The sequence below is a fragment of the Enterobacter sp. 296B2 genome (genome assembly GCF_034106185.1).
Classification (GTDB): domain Bacteria; phylum Pseudomonadota; class Gammaproteobacteria; order Enterobacterales; family Enterobacteriaceae; genus Enterobacter; species Enterobacter cloacae_N.
The window spans coordinates 65,984-81,433 of the sequence record NZ_JAWNCA010000018.1 but is presented as its reverse complement, the minus strand read 5'-3'; the positions used below and the strand labels follow the sequence as shown (position 1 = coordinate 81,433).

At 61.5% G+C, this 15,450-nt stretch carries 15 protein-coding genes; 3 read left to right on the top strand and 12 right to left on the bottom strand.

Annotated elements, in window-relative coordinates:
- The 3 genes from hypF to URZ40_RS14515 all read right to left on the bottom strand — a co-directional run bounded on the left by hypF (position 1) and on the right by URZ40_RS14515 (position 3,914).
- A complete protein-coding gene (gene hypF, locus URZ40_RS14525) occupies positions 1-2,217 on the bottom strand; it encodes a carbamoyltransferase HypF (RefSeq protein ID WP_320720732.1) in 2,217 nt (738 codons plus the stop codon).
- Positions 2,218-2,223: 6 nt separating this feature from the next.
- Positions 2,224-2,769, bottom strand: a complete 546-nt coding sequence (gene hydN / locus URZ40_RS14520; protein ID WP_008499565.1) for an electron transport protein HydN — start codon at positions 2,767-2,769, stop codon at positions 2,224-2,226.
- A gap of 131 nt (positions 2,770-2,900) precedes the next feature.
- Complete coding sequence (locus URZ40_RS14515) at positions 2,901-3,914, bottom strand: LacI family DNA-binding transcriptional regulator (RefSeq protein ID WP_116343435.1); 1,014 nt, start codon at positions 3,912-3,914, stop codon at positions 2,901-2,903.
- Positions 3,915-4,127: 213 nt separating this feature from the next.
- Here URZ40_RS14515 and ascF point away from each other — a divergent pair, with 213 nt between their 5' ends.
- Positions 4,128-5,579, top strand: a complete 1,452-nt coding sequence (gene ascF / locus URZ40_RS14510) for a PTS cellobiose/arbutin/salicin transporter subunit IIBC (protein ID WP_116343436.1) — start codon at positions 4,128-4,130, stop codon at positions 5,577-5,579.
- 18 nt (positions 5,580-5,597) lie between these two features.
- A complete protein-coding gene (locus tag URZ40_RS14505) occupies positions 5,598-7,022 on the top strand; it encodes a 6-phospho-beta-glucosidase (protein ID WP_320720731.1) in 1,425 nt (474 codons plus the stop codon).
- Between the two features lie 66 nt (positions 7,023-7,088).
- Here URZ40_RS14505 and hycI read toward each other — a convergent pair whose 3' ends face one another.
- The 9 genes from hycI to hycA all read right to left on the bottom strand — a co-directional run bounded on the left by hycI (position 7,089) and on the right by hycA (position 14,888).
- Positions 7,089-7,562, bottom strand: coding sequence for a hydrogenase maturation peptidase HycI (gene hycI / locus URZ40_RS14500; RefSeq protein WP_316380149.1), 474 nt, complete (start codon positions 7,560-7,562; stop codon positions 7,089-7,091).
- Entirely contained in the window at positions 7,555-7,965 is a 411-nt protein-coding gene (locus tag URZ40_RS14495) for a formate hydrogenlyase maturation HycH family protein (RefSeq protein ID WP_320720730.1), read from the bottom strand. The genes hycI and URZ40_RS14495 overlap by 8 nt, the downstream gene beginning before the upstream one ends.
- A complete protein-coding gene (locus URZ40_RS14490) occupies positions 7,962-8,729 on the bottom strand; it encodes an NADH-quinone oxidoreductase subunit B family protein (RefSeq protein ID WP_320720729.1) in 768 nt (255 codons plus the stop codon). The genes URZ40_RS14495 and URZ40_RS14490 overlap by 4 nt, the downstream gene beginning before the upstream one ends.
- A complete protein-coding gene (locus URZ40_RS14485) occupies positions 8,729-9,271 on the bottom strand; it encodes a formate hydrogenlyase complex iron-sulfur subunit (protein ID WP_116343441.1) in 543 nt (180 codons plus the stop codon). Before URZ40_RS14485 ends, URZ40_RS14490 begins: the two co-directional genes overlap by 1 nt.
- Positions 9,272-9,280: 9 nt before the next feature.
- Positions 9,281-10,990, bottom strand: coding sequence for a formate hydrogenlyase subunit HycE (gene hycE / locus URZ40_RS14480; RefSeq protein ID WP_116343442.1), 1,710 nt, complete (start codon positions 10,988-10,990; stop codon positions 9,281-9,283).
- 15 nt (positions 10,991-11,005) lie between these two features.
- On the bottom strand, positions 11,006-11,929 hold the full coding sequence (locus URZ40_RS14475; RefSeq protein ID WP_320720728.1) for a respiratory chain complex I subunit 1 family protein: 924 nt from the start codon (positions 11,927-11,929) through the stop codon (positions 11,006-11,008).
- Position 11,930: 1 nt separating this feature from the next.
- Positions 11,931-13,745 (bottom strand): formate hydrogenlyase subunit 3, encoded by a 1,815-nt coding sequence (gene hycC, locus URZ40_RS14470; RefSeq protein ID WP_320720727.1) that lies wholly within the window; start codon positions 13,743-13,745, stop codon positions 11,931-11,933.
- Entirely contained in the window at positions 13,742-14,350 is a 609-nt protein-coding gene (locus tag URZ40_RS14465) for a 4Fe-4S dicluster domain-containing protein (protein WP_163330102.1), read from the bottom strand. Before URZ40_RS14465 ends, hycC begins: the two co-directional genes overlap by 4 nt.
- 73 nt (positions 14,351-14,423) lie before the next feature.
- Positions 14,424-14,888: a formate hydrogenlyase regulator HycA gene (hycA, locus tag URZ40_RS14460; RefSeq protein WP_320720726.1), complete on the bottom strand. Its 465-nt coding sequence runs from the start codon at positions 14,886-14,888 to the stop codon at positions 14,424-14,426.
- 211 nt (positions 14,889-15,099) lie between these two features.
- Between hycA and hypA the strand changes: the two genes are divergently transcribed.
- A complete protein-coding gene (hypA, locus tag URZ40_RS14455) occupies positions 15,100-15,450 on the top strand; it encodes a hydrogenase maturation nickel metallochaperone HypA (protein WP_320720725.1) in 351 nt (116 codons plus the stop codon).

Here is a 15,450-nt window from a genome sequence, read left to right as displayed (position 1 = left end):
TTAAATCCTTTTTGAACATGACCGGGCAGCGGCGACCACCGCCTGCCCGAAGGAGATCGCTCCGTCACCTGCGGGCAGGCGCGAAGGAAAAAGAAACGTAAAGTCAGAAAGATAGTGACGCAGGCGCGCGCGCAGTAGACGGTTGTGCAACACGCCGCCGCTGAGGCAGATTGTCGACAGCGACAGGCGTCGGGCATGGCACGCGGCGAGCTGCGCCAGCCCTTTTGCCAGCGCGTCGTGAAAGGCCCACGCGCGCTCGCGGGGCTCCGCCTGCCAGCTCAGCCACTGCCGCCAGAACAGCGCGAGGTTATCCACTTCCAGCGTCACCGGATGATCAACCCCCGCGCACTGCGATGCCAGCGCCTCCAGCCGACAGGCCGCTTCGCCTTCGTAGCGCTGCGCGTCGATGCCCAGCGCGCAGGCGACGGCGTCAAACAGACGACCGCAGGAAGACGCCCGCGGCGCGTTGATGCCGCGCGACACAGCCGTTGCCAGCAGTGGCCAGTTTTGACGCTGGATTGCCCGCGTTTCCGGGTACTGCTGCCAGTCCGGGACAAACGCCAGACAGTGGGCAAGCAAATTTCGCCACGGCTGCGTCGCCGCCAGATCGCCCCCCGGCAGCGCAACGGCAGGCAGGCCGCCGAGCCGTTCGCAGTCGAGATAGTTGACCCGCAGGCACTCGCCGCCCCACAGCGCGCCGTTTTCACCCATGCCGATCCCGTCCAGCGTCAGGGCGATAACGTCTCCGCCGTCGAGCGGCCAGCCGTTCTCAGCCAGACACGCCGCCGCATGGGCGTGATGATGCAGCACGGTTTCGACGGGCAGTGCCTGCTCCTGCGCCCACCGTCGGGCGCGGTACGCCGGATGGGCATCGCACACCGCGCGCTCCGGCTGAAAGGCATAGATGTCCTGCATCGTCGAGAGCGCGCTGTGCCATTGCGCCTCGACGCCCTCGTCGCTGAGATCGCCAAAGTGCTGGCTCAGTACCGCCTGGTTCCCGCGCACCAGGCAGAAGGTGTTTTTCATCTCTGCACCGGTGCACAGCATGGCGGGGATATCCTCAAAACCCGCGGGCAACGTGACGGCGTCCGGCACAAAGCCGCGCGCGCGACGCAGGATAGCGCCATCCCGATCCATCACCGAATCATCCATGCGCTGAAGGATGTCGCGGTTATGCAGCAGGAAGCCGTCCGCGATGCCGCTGAGCTCCTCCAGCGCCTGCTGGTTAGTGACGGCAGGCGGTCTGCCGCTGAGGTTGCCGGAGGTCATCACCAGCGGGCGCCGGCAGTCCATCATCAGAAGATGCTGGAGCGGGTTCGCGGGCAGCATCACGCCAATGCAATCGAGCCCCGGTGCAATTTCCTCGGGAAACGCGGGAAGCGAGGCTTTTGGCGTGAGCACAATCGGTGCGGCGGGCAAGCGTAGCAGCGTCTGTATCGTCTCCGGCAGGTCGTTCGCATCCGGGATCATCACCGCCAGCGGCTTCGTCGGGCGCTGCTTGCGCATCCGCAGTTTCAGTATCGCCTGCGGATCCAGCGCGTCGCAGACGAGGTGGAAACCGCCCAGCCCTTTAACCGCGACAATGCCGCCGCCTTTCAGCATCGCCACCGCCGCGCGTAAAGCCGATTCACGGGCACCAACGGCATCTCCGGCCCGCCATTCCAGCTGCGGCCCGCAGTCCGGGCAGGCCACCGGCTGGGCGTGGAAACGCCGGTCAGCCGGGTTGCGGTACTCGGTTTCGCACGGCGCGCACAGCGGAAATGCGGCCATCGACGTGGCCGGACGGTCATAGGGCATCGCGCGGATAATAGTAAACCGCGGCCCGCAGTGGGTGCAGTTGATAAACGGGTAACGGTAGCGGCGCTCGCCAGGGTCGCGCATTTCAGCCAGACACGCCGGACAGGTGGCGGCATCCGGCACGATTTGCGTGTCCATCGCTCCGCGCTCGCTCTGGCGGATGGTAAATTCCGTCGGCACGCCAGACCAGCTGTAGGGCTGCGTATCAACCTCGTCGATACGCGCCAGCGGTGGGCAGTCCTGGCGCAGCCTCGCGGTAAAGTCCCCCCCATTACCCGCGAGGCGCACCAGAACACCCTCTCCGTCGTTGCAGACATCGCCCACAAGTTTCAGCCGGTGCGCCAGCTGCCAGACGAAGGGCCGAAACCCCACGCCCTGCACCTTGCCGCGCACCCGAAGCTGTACGCCGTTAACGCTCATCGCGGCTTAAAACAGCAGCGATGACGATGTGTCGAACGCCGCGCGACGGCGTTTTTCGGCGCTCATCTGCTCAAGCTTATCGCGATCCACGCAGACCAGCGCGTGCGTCGGGCAGGCTTCCATACAGGCCGGGCCGGCTTCACGGTGATAGCAAAGGTCGCATTTATTGGCTTCGGCCTTCTCTGCCCGCACGCTCAGCCCCATACCGCTGTTGCGCACCACCGGACGAACCACCACCTCCATCGCGCCATACGGGCAGGCGACAACGCAGGTTTTGCAGCCGATACAGCGCTCCTGCATCACGTGCACAAAGCCCTTCTCGCGCTTAATCGCCCCGTTCGGGCAGACGTTGGCGCACGGTGCGTCTTCGCACTGGCGACAGATGGCGGCGGTGGAAATATTCACGCCTTTAATGACGTGGATGCGCGGCAGGAAAGTATCGGGAGTGAGAGAGGCGCAGTCCTGCTCCGCCTGATGGGAAACCACGCACGCCACTTCACAGGTACGGCAACCAATGCACTTACTGGCATCGGCCATAATAAAACGGTTCATCTGCTTCTCCGGCATAACTGTTATGCGCGAAGCTATTCATAAACCGTGCCAACATTTAAATGTTTGATTTTAATGGAAATGTAAAACAAATTTTCTGTCATCGTCATTAGTGACGATGACAGATGTCGACGTCAGCGGTACGGGCCATCAATGACGGAGTCGCGCAGGACAAGCTCGCCGGAGAAGGTTTGCTGATATTTAAACTCCCCGCCGTCGAGCATGAAGATCAGGCGGCTGATGGTCTCCTGAATCATCTCCGTCACCGGAATACGCACGCTGGAGAGCGATGGCACGATATAGGGCGCGATGGCCACGTCGTCAAAACCGATGACGGATACCGCGTCCGGCGTAGCGACGCCGCTGTCGTGCAGCTGCTTGATGGCGCCGATCGCCATATCGTCATTGCTCGCCACCAGCGCGGTAAAGCGTTCCCCGCGAGCAAGCAGTTCAGAAACCGCCGCCGCGCCGCTGGTGGGGTTCCACTTCCCCTGCGCAATCAGCCCCTCGCGCAGCGGAATAGCGTGCTGCGCCAGCGCATCCCTGTAACCGGAAAGACGCTCGACCCCGGTGGGGGAATCCATCGAGCCGGTGATAAATGCAATCTCCCGGTGCCCTTTTGCAATCAGCTGCGACACCGCGTCCTGACACGAGGCTTTATGATCGGACCAGACGCTGTGGCTGCTGTTTTTCCGCAGGCGGCGGTTGAGCACCATAATCGGCTGCTCGCATTTCTCAACGAGCTCGTCCAGCTCTTCCACGTTCAGAAAACGCGGGTAGATAATCACCGCATCGCAGCGCATATCCAGCAGATACTGGATCGCCTCGCGCTCTTCTTCGGCGCTGTGCTTGCCGTCGGCGAGGATCAGCTGCCGCCCTTTTTCTTCCGTCATCCGCGCGGCGTGAAACAGCAGTTCGCTAAAGTAGACGCCGTGATAAAGGGTGTTCGTCACCACCAGCCCCAGGGTCTGGGTGCGTTTGGTCGCCAGGTTGCGCGCCAGCAAATTCGGGCGATAGCCGCTCTCTTCAATGGCCTGAAACACCCGGTCTTTGGTCTCCTGGCTAACGTAGCCGTTACCCGACAACACCCGGGAAACCGTCGCTTTCGAAACGCCTGCCCGCTTCGCCACTTCCAGCATCGTGGTCATACTGTTCTTCCATCCGAAACTCATGCGGGCAGTGTACTGCACCGCGGAAAAATTGTCGCAGCGGCAACATCACGCTTTCGGCATCTCATTGCGATCTGAATCACGAAAAAGAAAAATGTTCAAAAAGCGATCTTGTTTCATCAAAAGAAACTCATGATGATTATGTGGAACCGGTTTCCTACATTTCACACAACGATAACAGGATCACATCCGATGGCCAAAAATTACGCTGCGCTGGCGAACGACGTTATCAGCGCGCTGGGCGGCAAAGAGAACATCGTCGCCGTCACCCACTGCATGACGCGACTGCGTTTCGTTCTGAAAGACGAAACCCTCACCGACGTTGCGCGCCTGAAAAGCATCAGCGGCGTGCTCGGCGTGGTGCGCAATGACAACCAGTGTCAGGTCATTATTGGCAACACCGTTTCACAGGCGTATCGCGAAGTGGTGAGTCTGTTGCCAACCAGCCTGCAGCCTGCCGTACCGGAAGGTCCGCAGAAACTGACCTTACGCCGCATTGGTGCCGGGATCCTCGACGCACTGATCGGCACCATGTCCCCGCTGATCCCGGCGATCATCGGCGGTTCGATGGTCAAGCTGCTGGCGATGATCCTTGAGATGACCGGCGTGCTGCCAAAAGGCGCGCCGACGCTCACCATTCTGACCGTCATCGGCGACGGCGCGTTCTTCTTCCTGCCGCTGATGGTAGCGGCCTCGGCGGCGGTGAAGTTCAAAACCAATATGTCTCTGGCGATCGCCATCGCGGGCGTGCTGGTGCACCCGAGCTTTATCGAGCTGATGGCGAAAGCCGCGCAGGGCGAACACGTTGAGTTCGCCTTTATTCCGGTGACGGCGGTGAAATACACCTACACCGTCATCCCGGCACTGGTGATGACCTGGTGCCTGTCGTACATCGAACGCTGGGTAGATCGCATTACCCCGGCGGTAACCAAAAACTTCCTGAAGCCGATGCTGATCGTGCTGATTGCCGCCCCGCTCGCCATCGTGCTGATTGGCCCGCTGGGGATCTGGATCGGTAGCGCCATCTCCGCGCTGGTCTACACCATTCACGGCTATCTGGGCTGGCTCTCCGTCGCCATCATGGGCGCGCTCTGGCCGCTGCTGGTGATGACCGGGATGCACCGCGTGTTTACGCCGACCATCATTCAGACCATCGCCGAAACGGGCAAGGAAGGGATGGTCATGCCGTCGGAAATCGGCGCTAACCTGTCGCTCGGCGGCTCGTCGCTGGCGGTGGCGTGGAAAACCAAAAACCCGGAGCTGCGCCAGACGGCGCTGGCGGCAGCGGCCTCCGCCATTATGGCGGGGATCTCTGAACCGGCGCTGTACGGCGTGGCGGTGCGTCTGAAACGTCCGCTGATTGCGAGCCTGATCAGCGGCTTTATCTGCGGGGCGGTCGCCGGTATGGCCGGTCTCGCCAGCCACTCGATGGCGGCGCCGGGGCTATTCACCAGCGTGCAGTTCTTCGACCCGTCTAACCCGATGACCATCGTCTGGGTGTTTGGCGTAATGGGGCTGGCGGTGGTGCTGTCGTTTGTTCTGACCCTGCTTTTAGGGTTTGAGGATATCCCGGTCGAAGACGAAGCTGAAAAAGCGCGCGCCCTGCAGACCGCACCGGTTCAGAACAACGCAGCAAAAGCATAAATTGAAAGCGAGGTAAGAATGTCTGTTTTTCCACAAGGATTTTTATGGGGCGGCGCGCTTGCCGCCAACCAGTGTGAAGGTGCTTACCGTGAGGGCGGCAAAGGACTGACAACGGTCGATATGATCCCCCACGGCGCGCATCGTCTGGCGGTGAAGATCGGTCAGGAAAAGCGTTTTTCGCTGCGTGACGACGAATTCTACCCGAGCCACGAGGCGATTGATTTTTACCATCGCTACAAAGAAGACATCGCCCTGATGGCGGAGATGGGCTTTACGGTGTTCCGCACCTCGATTGCCTGGAGCCGTCTCTACCCGAACGGCGACGAGCCATTGCCGAACAAAGAGGGTATTGCCTTCTACCGCGCGGTGTTCGAGGAGTGCAAAAAGTACAATATTGAGCCGCTGGTCACCCTGTGCCACTTCGACGTGCCGATGCACCTGGTGACGGAGTACGGCTCGTGGCGCAACCGTAAGATGGTCGATTTCTTCGCCCGCTACGCCCGCACCTGCTTTGAAGAATTTAACGGGCTGGTGAAATACTGGCTGACATTCAACGAAATCAACATCATGCTGCACAGCCCGTTCTCTGGCGCGGGGCTGGTGTTTGAGGAAGGTGAAAACGAAGACCAGGTGAAATACCAGGCCGCGCACCATGAACTGGTGGCAAGCGCGCTGGCGACCAAAATCGCCCATGAGGTGAACCCGGAAAACCAGGTCGGCTGCATGCTGGCGGGCGGGAACTTCTACCCCTACTCCTGCAAGCCGGAAGACGTGTGGATGGCGCTGGAGAAAGACCGCGAGAACCTGTTCTTTATCGACGTGCAGGCGCGCGGCAGCTATCCGGCCTATTCTGCCCGCGTGTTCCGCGAGAAAGGCGTGGTGATTGTGAAAGATCCCGGCGACGATCTACTTCTGAAAAACACCGTCGATTTTGTCTCGTTCAGCTATTACGCCTCGCGCTGCGCGTCGGCGGACATGAACGCGGGCAACACCAGCGCGGCGAACATCGTGAAGTCCCTGCGTAACCCGCACATTCAGGTGAGCGAGTGGGGCTGGGGCATCGACCCGCTCGGCCTGCGCATCACCATGAACATGATGTACGACCGCTACCAGAAGCCGCTGTTCCTGGTGGAAAACGGCCTGGGGGCGAAGGACGAGATTGACGCCAACGGCGAGATCAACGACGACTACCGCATCAGCTACCTGCGCGAGCATATCCGCGCGATGGGCGACGCGATCGAGGACGGCGTGCCGCTGATGGGCTACACCACCTGGGGCTGCATCGACCTGGTATCGGCCTCAACGGGCGAGATGAGCAAGCGCTACGGGTTTGTGTACGTTGACCGCGATGACGCCGGGAACGGCACGCTGGACCGCAAGCGCAAGAAATCGTTCTGGTGGTATAAGAAGGTGATTGCGAGTAACGGGGGGGATCTGGAGTAGCCTGTCCTTACCCCTCACCCTAACCCTCTCCCCATAGGGGAGAGGGGACAAAACACACCCTCTCCCCTATGGGGAGAGGGCCGGGGTGAGGGGTTCAAATCCCCCCTTTCCAGCCCACCCCGCAAGCCGTGAATAGACCACTTCCACCGCCTCTTTCACCGGCGGCGTCATCGGGTAATAGAACCCGACAATGTCCGGCTGGATCCCCAAAAACAGCACCTCGCCCACGTCGTCTTTAATCTGATCGACCAGGTAGTTCAGCGGCATATTGTGCGTCGTCATCATAAACATCTCGGCGATGTCGTCCGGGTCTATCAGGCGGATCTCGCCGGGGTTGAGCCCCATATCGGTGGCATCGACGATTAACAGTCTCTCCGGACGCAGCTCGCGTATGGCGACCACGTCATTTTCCGGCGCGCTGCCGCCGTCAATCACTACCCAGTTGCCCTGCGGGTTCGCGGTGCACATTTCTGCCAGCAGCGGACCCGCGCCGTCGTCGCCCATCATACTGTTGCCGACACACAGTAAAACGTCAGTCACGTAATCTCCTCACCATCAGGTAGATGGCGCTCTCCTGATGAATATCGTGCAACATGCCGAGCAGCGTTGTGCTCCACGCCTGCTGCGCCGGGGTCTGCCTGCAGAGCGTCGCGTCAAAGGCGTTGGCGAGCATCGCAATGTGGTTGGCGTCGATGACGATCTCGCCGTACTTCGGCACGCCCTCCATCTTGCGCCGCGCCGTACTGCCCTCCTCCAGCGTGGCGATCCACGCCAGATACTCGGGCCACGGGCAGCTCAGCGCCGCCTCCAGGCAGTCAATCACCCCAAGGTGATGCCCAATCGCCAGGCTGTAATAGACCACCTGCTGCGCCGCATCCGGCGTGGCATCGTTCTCATCAATAAACTTACGGCTCAGCTGGCTGAACACCACCGTTTCACTCATCGGATACGCGCCTCATCCACGATGCTGTTCAGATTCGCCACAATCTCATTAAGACGCGGATCGTTCTCGGCCTCCAGCCAGCGCGCCACCTGATGGTCGCCCTGGCTCAGCAGGCGCAGATAATCGTCGGCAATCTGACGCCCGTAGCGGTAGCCCGCCAGCCTGCGCGCCGTGCGGTCAACCTTCACCCGCAGCGGCTGCACCATGTCCGGGTGCAGAATGGCGGCAGGCTGGTTGTCCAGCTCGCCCGGCTCGCGGGCGTGGATTTTCTGCTCCAGCAGGCCGAGCGCCATGGCAAAGCCGTACAGCGTTGCGGCGGGCGTCGGCGGGCAGCCTGGAATATAGACGTCCACCGGCACGATTTTGTCGGTGCCGCCCCAGACGCAGTAAAGGTCGTGGAAGATGCCCCCGCTGTTGCCGCAGGCGCCGTACGAGATGCAGATTTTCGGGTCCGGTGCGGACTGCCAGGCGCGCAGCGCGGGCGAGCGCATGGCGCGGGTGACGGCGCCGGTAAACAGCAGGATGTCCGCATGACGCGGGGACGGCACGACTTTGATACCGAAGCGCTCGGCGTCAAACAGCGGCGACAGGGTAGCGAAGATCTCAATCTCGCAGCCGTTGCAGCCGCCGCAGTCCACGCGGTAAACGTAGGCCGAGCGTTTGATTTTTTTCAGCAGCGACGCCTTCATGCTGGCGATGGATTCGTCCACCGTCATCGGCACCGGAAGGCCGTTTTCGTCGCGCGGGCCCAGTAGGTTTTCCATCAGCTGGCCTCTCTCATGTGGCGGGTGATATCAATGCGGTCGGACGGCAGCAGACACTTCTGACGCTTGCACGCCGGGCAGGTTTCGAAGCTTTCACGGTGATGCTCCGCGCGGGCGTCGCCGTTGTGCTGCAGCAGCGCGATGGCGTAGTCGATCTCTTTTTGCACGGCGAACGGGCGCTGGCAGACGCGGCAGTTGCACAGGTCAAAGCGCGACTGCTGCAGAAAATCCTCTTTCTTCCACACCGCCAGCTCGTATTCCTGAGACAGGCGAATGGCGACCGTCGGGCAGACCTCCTCGCAGCGGCCGCAGAAAATGCAGCGCCCGAGGTTGAACTGCCAGGCCAGCTCACCGGTTTTGAGATCCGTTTCCACCGTTAAGGCGTTCGACGGGCAGGCGTTGACGCAGGCCGCGCAGCCGATGCACTGCTGCGGATTGTGCTCCGGCTTGCCGCGAAAGTTTTTGTCCACCGGCATCGGCTCCAGCGGATAGCTGCTGGTCTGCACGCCGGTTTTGATGACTTTTTTGATAAAGGTAAACATGGCGAGTCCTTATTTCAGCGGCGAGTTCTTACGCTCGATGCTGTAGCGCTCAAGCTCTTTGTACGGCACCACCTGGCTTTTCTTCTTACGCACGTCCACGACGGTCATGCGGTCGGTGCAGGAGTAGCACGGGTCAAGGCTGCCGATGATCAGCGGCGCATCGGAAACCGTGTTGCCGCGCAGCATATAGCGCAGGGTTGGCCAGTTGGCGTAGGTGGCCGCGCGGCAGCGCCAGCGGTACAGCTTCTGATTGTCGCCGGTCATGCTCCAGTGAATGTCGTCCCCGCGCGGTGCTTCGGCAAAGCCAAGGGCGAAGCGGTTCGGGATGTAGGTGAAGCCCTCCACCATCAGCGGGCCGCCCGGCAGGTTATCGAGGCCGAAGTCGATCATATTCAGGGCAGTGAACACCTCGTTGATGCGCACCTTAAGGCGCGAGATGACGTCGCAGCCCTGCTCGCTGTGCACGGTCATCGGCAGCAGGCCGTAGCCGACAAACGGGTGATCGGCGCGGGTGTCGCGGGCGTGGCCGCTGGCGCGTACCATCGGGCCGACGTTACTGAAGTCGCGGGCGATTTCCGGGTCAAGGCGGCCGATGCCGACGGTGCGCTGCTCGATGTTTGGCGTGCTGAGCAGCATATCCACCAGCTCCTGCACGTCGCGGCGCATCTGCTGAGCCAGCTGGCGGGTCTGGATCATGTCGTCCTTCAGCAGGTCGCGGCGGATCCCGCCGATCAGGTTCAGACCATAGGTTTTACGCGCCCCGGTGAGGATCTCCGCCATCTTCATCGACGCCTCGCGCACGCGGAAGAACTGCATAAACCCGGAGTCAAAGCCAACGAAGTGGCAGGCCAGGCCGAGGTTAAGCAGGTGTGAGTGCAGGCGTTCCACCTCCAGCAGAATGGCGCGGATCATCTGCGCGCGTTCCGGCACCACGATCCCCATGCCGTTTTCCACAGATGTGGTATAGGCAGTGCTGTGGGCAAAGCCGCAGATGCCGCACACGCGGTCAGAGAGGAACGTTACCTCGTTATAGCCCATGCGGGTTTCCGCCAGCTTTTCCATGCCGCGATGGACGTAGAACAGGCGGTAGTCGGCGTCGATGATGTTCTCACCGTCGACGAACAGGCGGAAGTGGCCCGGTTCGTCGGAGGTGACGTGCAGCGGGCCGATCGGCACCACGTTGTTCTTCTTGCTGCCGAGCTCGTTGATGAACTCGTAGGTTTCGCTGTCGGTGGTCGGCGCCGGGCGCTGGCGGTAGTCCATGCTGTCTTTGCGCAGCGGGTAGAGTTCGTCCGGCCAGTCGTCCGGCAGCACCAGGCGGCGCTCGTCCGGCAGGCCGACCGGCACCAGGCCGTACATGTCGCGCACCTCGCGTTCGCCCCAGACGGCGGCAGGCACGCGCGGCGTGACAGACGGGTATTCCGGCTTATTCGGGTCGACTTCAACGCGCACGGTGATCCAGCACTTCTCGCCCTGCTCCATCGACATCACGTAGTACACCGCGTAGTTGCCGCACAGCTGGCGCTCGTCGTTACCGAACAGCACCGACAGCCAGCCGCCCTGACGATAGTAAAGAAACTCCACCACTTCCGGCAGGTAGTTCACCTTCACGGTGACGGTTACCTGGTCTTTGGTTTGCCAGGACTCCTCCAGCACCACGCCGGGGAAAGCCTGATGCAACGCGGCGAGATACTGCTGACCTTTCTTTTCTTCAGACATAAAAATTCTCTTTAATCACGCCACCAGCAAGGAGACGAACGCTAAAAATGCAAAACCAAAACCGGCCCAGGTGATGCGTGACGTTTCGACAAAACGCAGGCGCGCCATGCTGTTTTCAAACAGGGCAATCACCAGCACGCCGACCAGCAGCTTGAGGGCGGCAATCACGACGGCCAGCACCAGACCACCCGCGGTGAAGTGCGTCATTTGTCCCCACGGGACGAAGACGCCGACAAACATCTGCAGCACCACCAGTTGCTTGAGGCTGATGCCCCACTTCAGCACCGCGAAGCCATAGCCGCTGTACTCGGTAAGCGGACCTTCCTGCAGCTCCTGCTCGGCTTCCGCCAGATCGAATGGCAGTTTGCCCATCTCAATAAACGTGGCGAACGCGCAGGCACAGAGCGCCAGCACCAGCGGAATGGAGCGGGCCACCGGCCAGAGATAAACGGTGTCGGTGATAAAGCTGATATGGGTGGAACCGGCCACCTGCGCGGCGACCCACAGCCCCAGCAGCAGGATCGGCTCCACCAGCACGCCGAGCATCGCCTCGCGGCTGGCGCCGATGCCGGTAAACGGGCTTCCGGTGTCCAGGCCCGCAATCGCAAAGAAGAAACGGGCGATGGCGAAGAGGTAAATCAGCGTGATTAGATCGCCGAGCGCCGGCAGCGGCGACGCCACCGTCACCACCGGCAGAGCGGTGGCGATGGTCAGCATCACGCCAACCATCACGAACGGCGTCAGGCGGAAGACCCAGCCTGCGGCGTCCGGGGCCACGCTCTGACGAGAAAGCAGCTTGAAGAGATCGCGGTACTCCTGGAGCACCCCAGGCCCTCGGCGGTTGTGCATTCGGGCGCGCGCCACGCGCGTGGTGCCCGACAGCAGCGGCGCGGCGGCGAACAGCACCAGCGCCTGAAGAATTGCCAGTAACAGACTCATGTCAGGCTCCTCGTGAAATCACAATAACCACCAGCACCGCCAGCTCGATGACCGCCAGACGGCGGAACAGCGCGGGTGCGGCGGCGCTCTGCCAGCCCGGTACCCAGCCCACCGGGTTCAGCCAGCGGCGCAGCTTCAGCACGGCGGCGAAGTTTTCCTTCACCGGCATGGCGAAACCGTGGGCGGTGATGACCATCGACTGCTCGTGTTCGTAGCCGCAGGCCCACGCCGCGCCGCGCGAGCGGGAGGCGAGTCGGTCGCGTTTAAAGAACAGCATCAGCACGAACGGCAGTAGCGGTGCGGCAACCAGCAGCAGCGCCATCATCGGCTGGGATACGACGGTATGCGCCGTGGTCAGCGGCAGCGGAACGGCGTTGCCCAGCAGCGGCAGTAGCCACGGCGCGGCAACCCCGCCCGCAATGCAGCACAGCGCCAGCGCGACCACGCTGGCACACATCAGTACCGGTGCGCAGCAGGCGTTTTCAGCTTCGCGAGTGCGCGGCGCGCCGAGGAAGGTCACGCCGTAAACCTTCGCCATGCACATCACCGCCAGCGCCCCGGTAATCGCCAGCCCGACTGCCAGTAGCGGGCCTAACAGGCGCGCGATAAAGAGATCGCTCTGACCGAGCGCGAAGAAGGACTGGTAGATCACCCACTCCCCGGCAAAGCCGTTCAGCGGCGGCAGCGCAGCCATCGCCATCAGCCCCACCAGCATGGCGAGTGAAATCACCGGCATCTTTTTGCCGATGCCGCCGAGCTTTTCGATATCCCGATGGCCGGTGCGGAACCAGACGCTACCCGCCCCGAGGAAGAGGGTGCTTTTAAACAGGCTGTGGTTGACGAGGTGATACAGGCCGCCGATAAACCCGGCAGCAATCAGCGCCGGCTGGTTAAGCGCCAGCCCGGCGACGCCCGCGCCCATACCGAGCAGGATGATGCCGATGTTTTCAAGGGTGTGGTACGCCAGCAGGCGCTGAATGTTGTGCTCCATCAGGGCGTACAACCCGCCAACGAACGCGGTGACCATGCCCGCAATCAGCAGCACCACGCCCCACCACAGCGGCGGCTGACCGCCGGTCAGCGTGAGGGTCAGGATACCGAACAGCCCCACCTTCATCACCACTGTGGAGAACAGCGCGGCAGCCGGCGCCGGGGCATTCGCATGCGCCTGCGGCACCCAGCCGTGCAGCGGGATAATCCCGGCCAGCAAGCCAAAGCCGACGACGCCAAGCAGCCAGACGTCGTTGCCCAGCGTCTGGCCGTTAAGCGCGGAAAAGTCCAGGGTGCCGAAACGCTGCCACACCAACCAGCAGGCCAGCGCCAGCAGCAGCGTCCCGAGGCGACCGAGCGCAAACCACAGCTTGCCGGAGGCGCTGCAGCCCGTCAGGAACACGCCACACAGGGCCATGATCTCCGCCATCACCACCAGCGCGCCGAGGTTGCTGGCGATAACCGTGCAGACCGCCGTGGCCATCAGCAGGTTCACCAGCAGGCCGTTGGCTTTGACCTGCTGATGACGGTGCCAGTCAATATTGAACAGGCTGATAAACAGCCCGCACAGGCCAAAGGTCACCAGCCAGATGGCGTTTAGCGGTGTAATCGCCACGGTGTGGCGAATCAGCGGCATAAGTGTTTCCACGGATTGCCCGCCGAGCAGAACCACGCCGCCAGCGGCCAGCGTCATCAGGCTGCCGACCGCCCCGCCGATACCGGCTATCCAGCCGCTCAGGGTTTTATGGAAAGAGAACACCAGCGCCAGCACGGCGGCAGCGGCAAAGTACGCCACGGCGCTGTTAATCATAAATATCGCGTTCATTTCGCCCCCTCGTTAAGCGACTGCAGAAGCGAAAGATCGCCGACGTCGGTATTAATGGTCAGCTCGCGCTTGCGCCTGCTGGTGCGGGCGATGTCGCGGATGTTGACCAGGATCAGCGCTTTGGTCGGGCAGGTCCGCACGCAGGCCGGGCCCTGTTCGTCAAAGCTGCACAGGTCGCACTTCACCGCGATAGCGCGGATGCCGGGCACCCAGTCCAGCAGCGTGCTCACCTTCGCCGGAGCGGGTGGCGCAGGCAGCGCTTTCGGGGTATTGGCGTTCGCCGGGATATGCAACGGGCGGCTGCCGGAAAATTCAATGGCGCCGAACGGGCAGGCGATGCCGCACAGCTTGCAGCTGACGCACAGGCTTTCGTTCAGCTGGACCGCGCCATCGACGCGGGTGATGGCGTTAACCGGGCACACGCCCGCACACGGGGCATCTTCACAGTGGTGGCAGAGCTGCGGGGCAGACTCTTTTTCATTACGCATGACGCGCAGGCGCGGCATGGACTGCAGCCCGTGCAGGCGGTGCGTTTCCGAGCACGCCGCCTCACAGGTTCGACAGCCAATACAGACCGTCGAGTCAGCAATTACAAAACGGTTCACCGGGCAATCCTCAGGTGATGGTCATTTTTGACGACGAAAAACTGTCTCATCGACACTTTTCGACACGCGGTTATCAGGCAGGGTTAGCGGGAATCTTTCCCGCGACCAGCTGTTTCAGGTCGACCGGCAAGTCGTGTTCAACCGCGGCGTAGAGACCGTTGTAAACCGGCGAGATTTTCTCCAGATAGTGCTCAAGCACCTGCTGGCGATCGCGGTTGCTGACGTAGCCGTCGACCATGCCGTCGGCCATCAGCTGGGCCTGCGCAATACACTGTTTTTCACCCTCTTTGTTCTCGACGTAGTACTCGATGGTGTGGCTGTTAAAGCTGTCTGCCAGGGTGACAAAAACCGTGAAATGGCCGAAGAGGACAAATCGCATATCGCCCTGCGCCGCACAGCTCATCGCGTGATGCAGACGCGCTTTTGACAGGGTGATCCCCTGAACCAGAGAGTTGCAGTAGAGGTGCCACTGATCCTGAAGCTGCTGGTGGCGCTGCGCGATGTAATCCGCTTTTTCGCTGATTTCCCAAATAGTCATAAAAGGTATCCGGTTAATGGAGATAGCGGCTGTTAAGCAGATTCCGTGCCAGTTTTTAATTAATTGATTCATATTGCTTTTATCAAAAAAGTCACTGTCAACGCTGCGATGTCGACGTGTCATTTCGACAGCGTTGACATCGTCACGCCTTAACAAAAATCAAGCTGGCACCGTTATTGCATTTAATGGCGCAATTCATTGAGGAGGCGTCATGCACGAAATCACCCTCTGCCAGCGGGCTCTGGAACTTATCGAACAGCAGGCAGTGCAAAACCGCGCGAAACGCGTCACCGGCGTCTGGCTGAAGATCGGGGCGTTTTCCTGCGTCGAGACCAGCGCCCTGACCTTCTGCTTTGAGCTGGTGTGCCGCGGCACGCTGGCGGAAGGCTGCGCGCTGCATATTGAAGAACAGCAGGCGGAGTGCTGGTGCGAACAGTGCCAGCAGTACGTCACCCTGCTGTCATCGAAGGTTCAGCGCTGCCCGCAGTGCCAGAGCGCCAGGCTGCGCATCGTGGCGGATGACGGCATGCAGATCCAACGTCTCGAAATTGAGAAGGAGTAA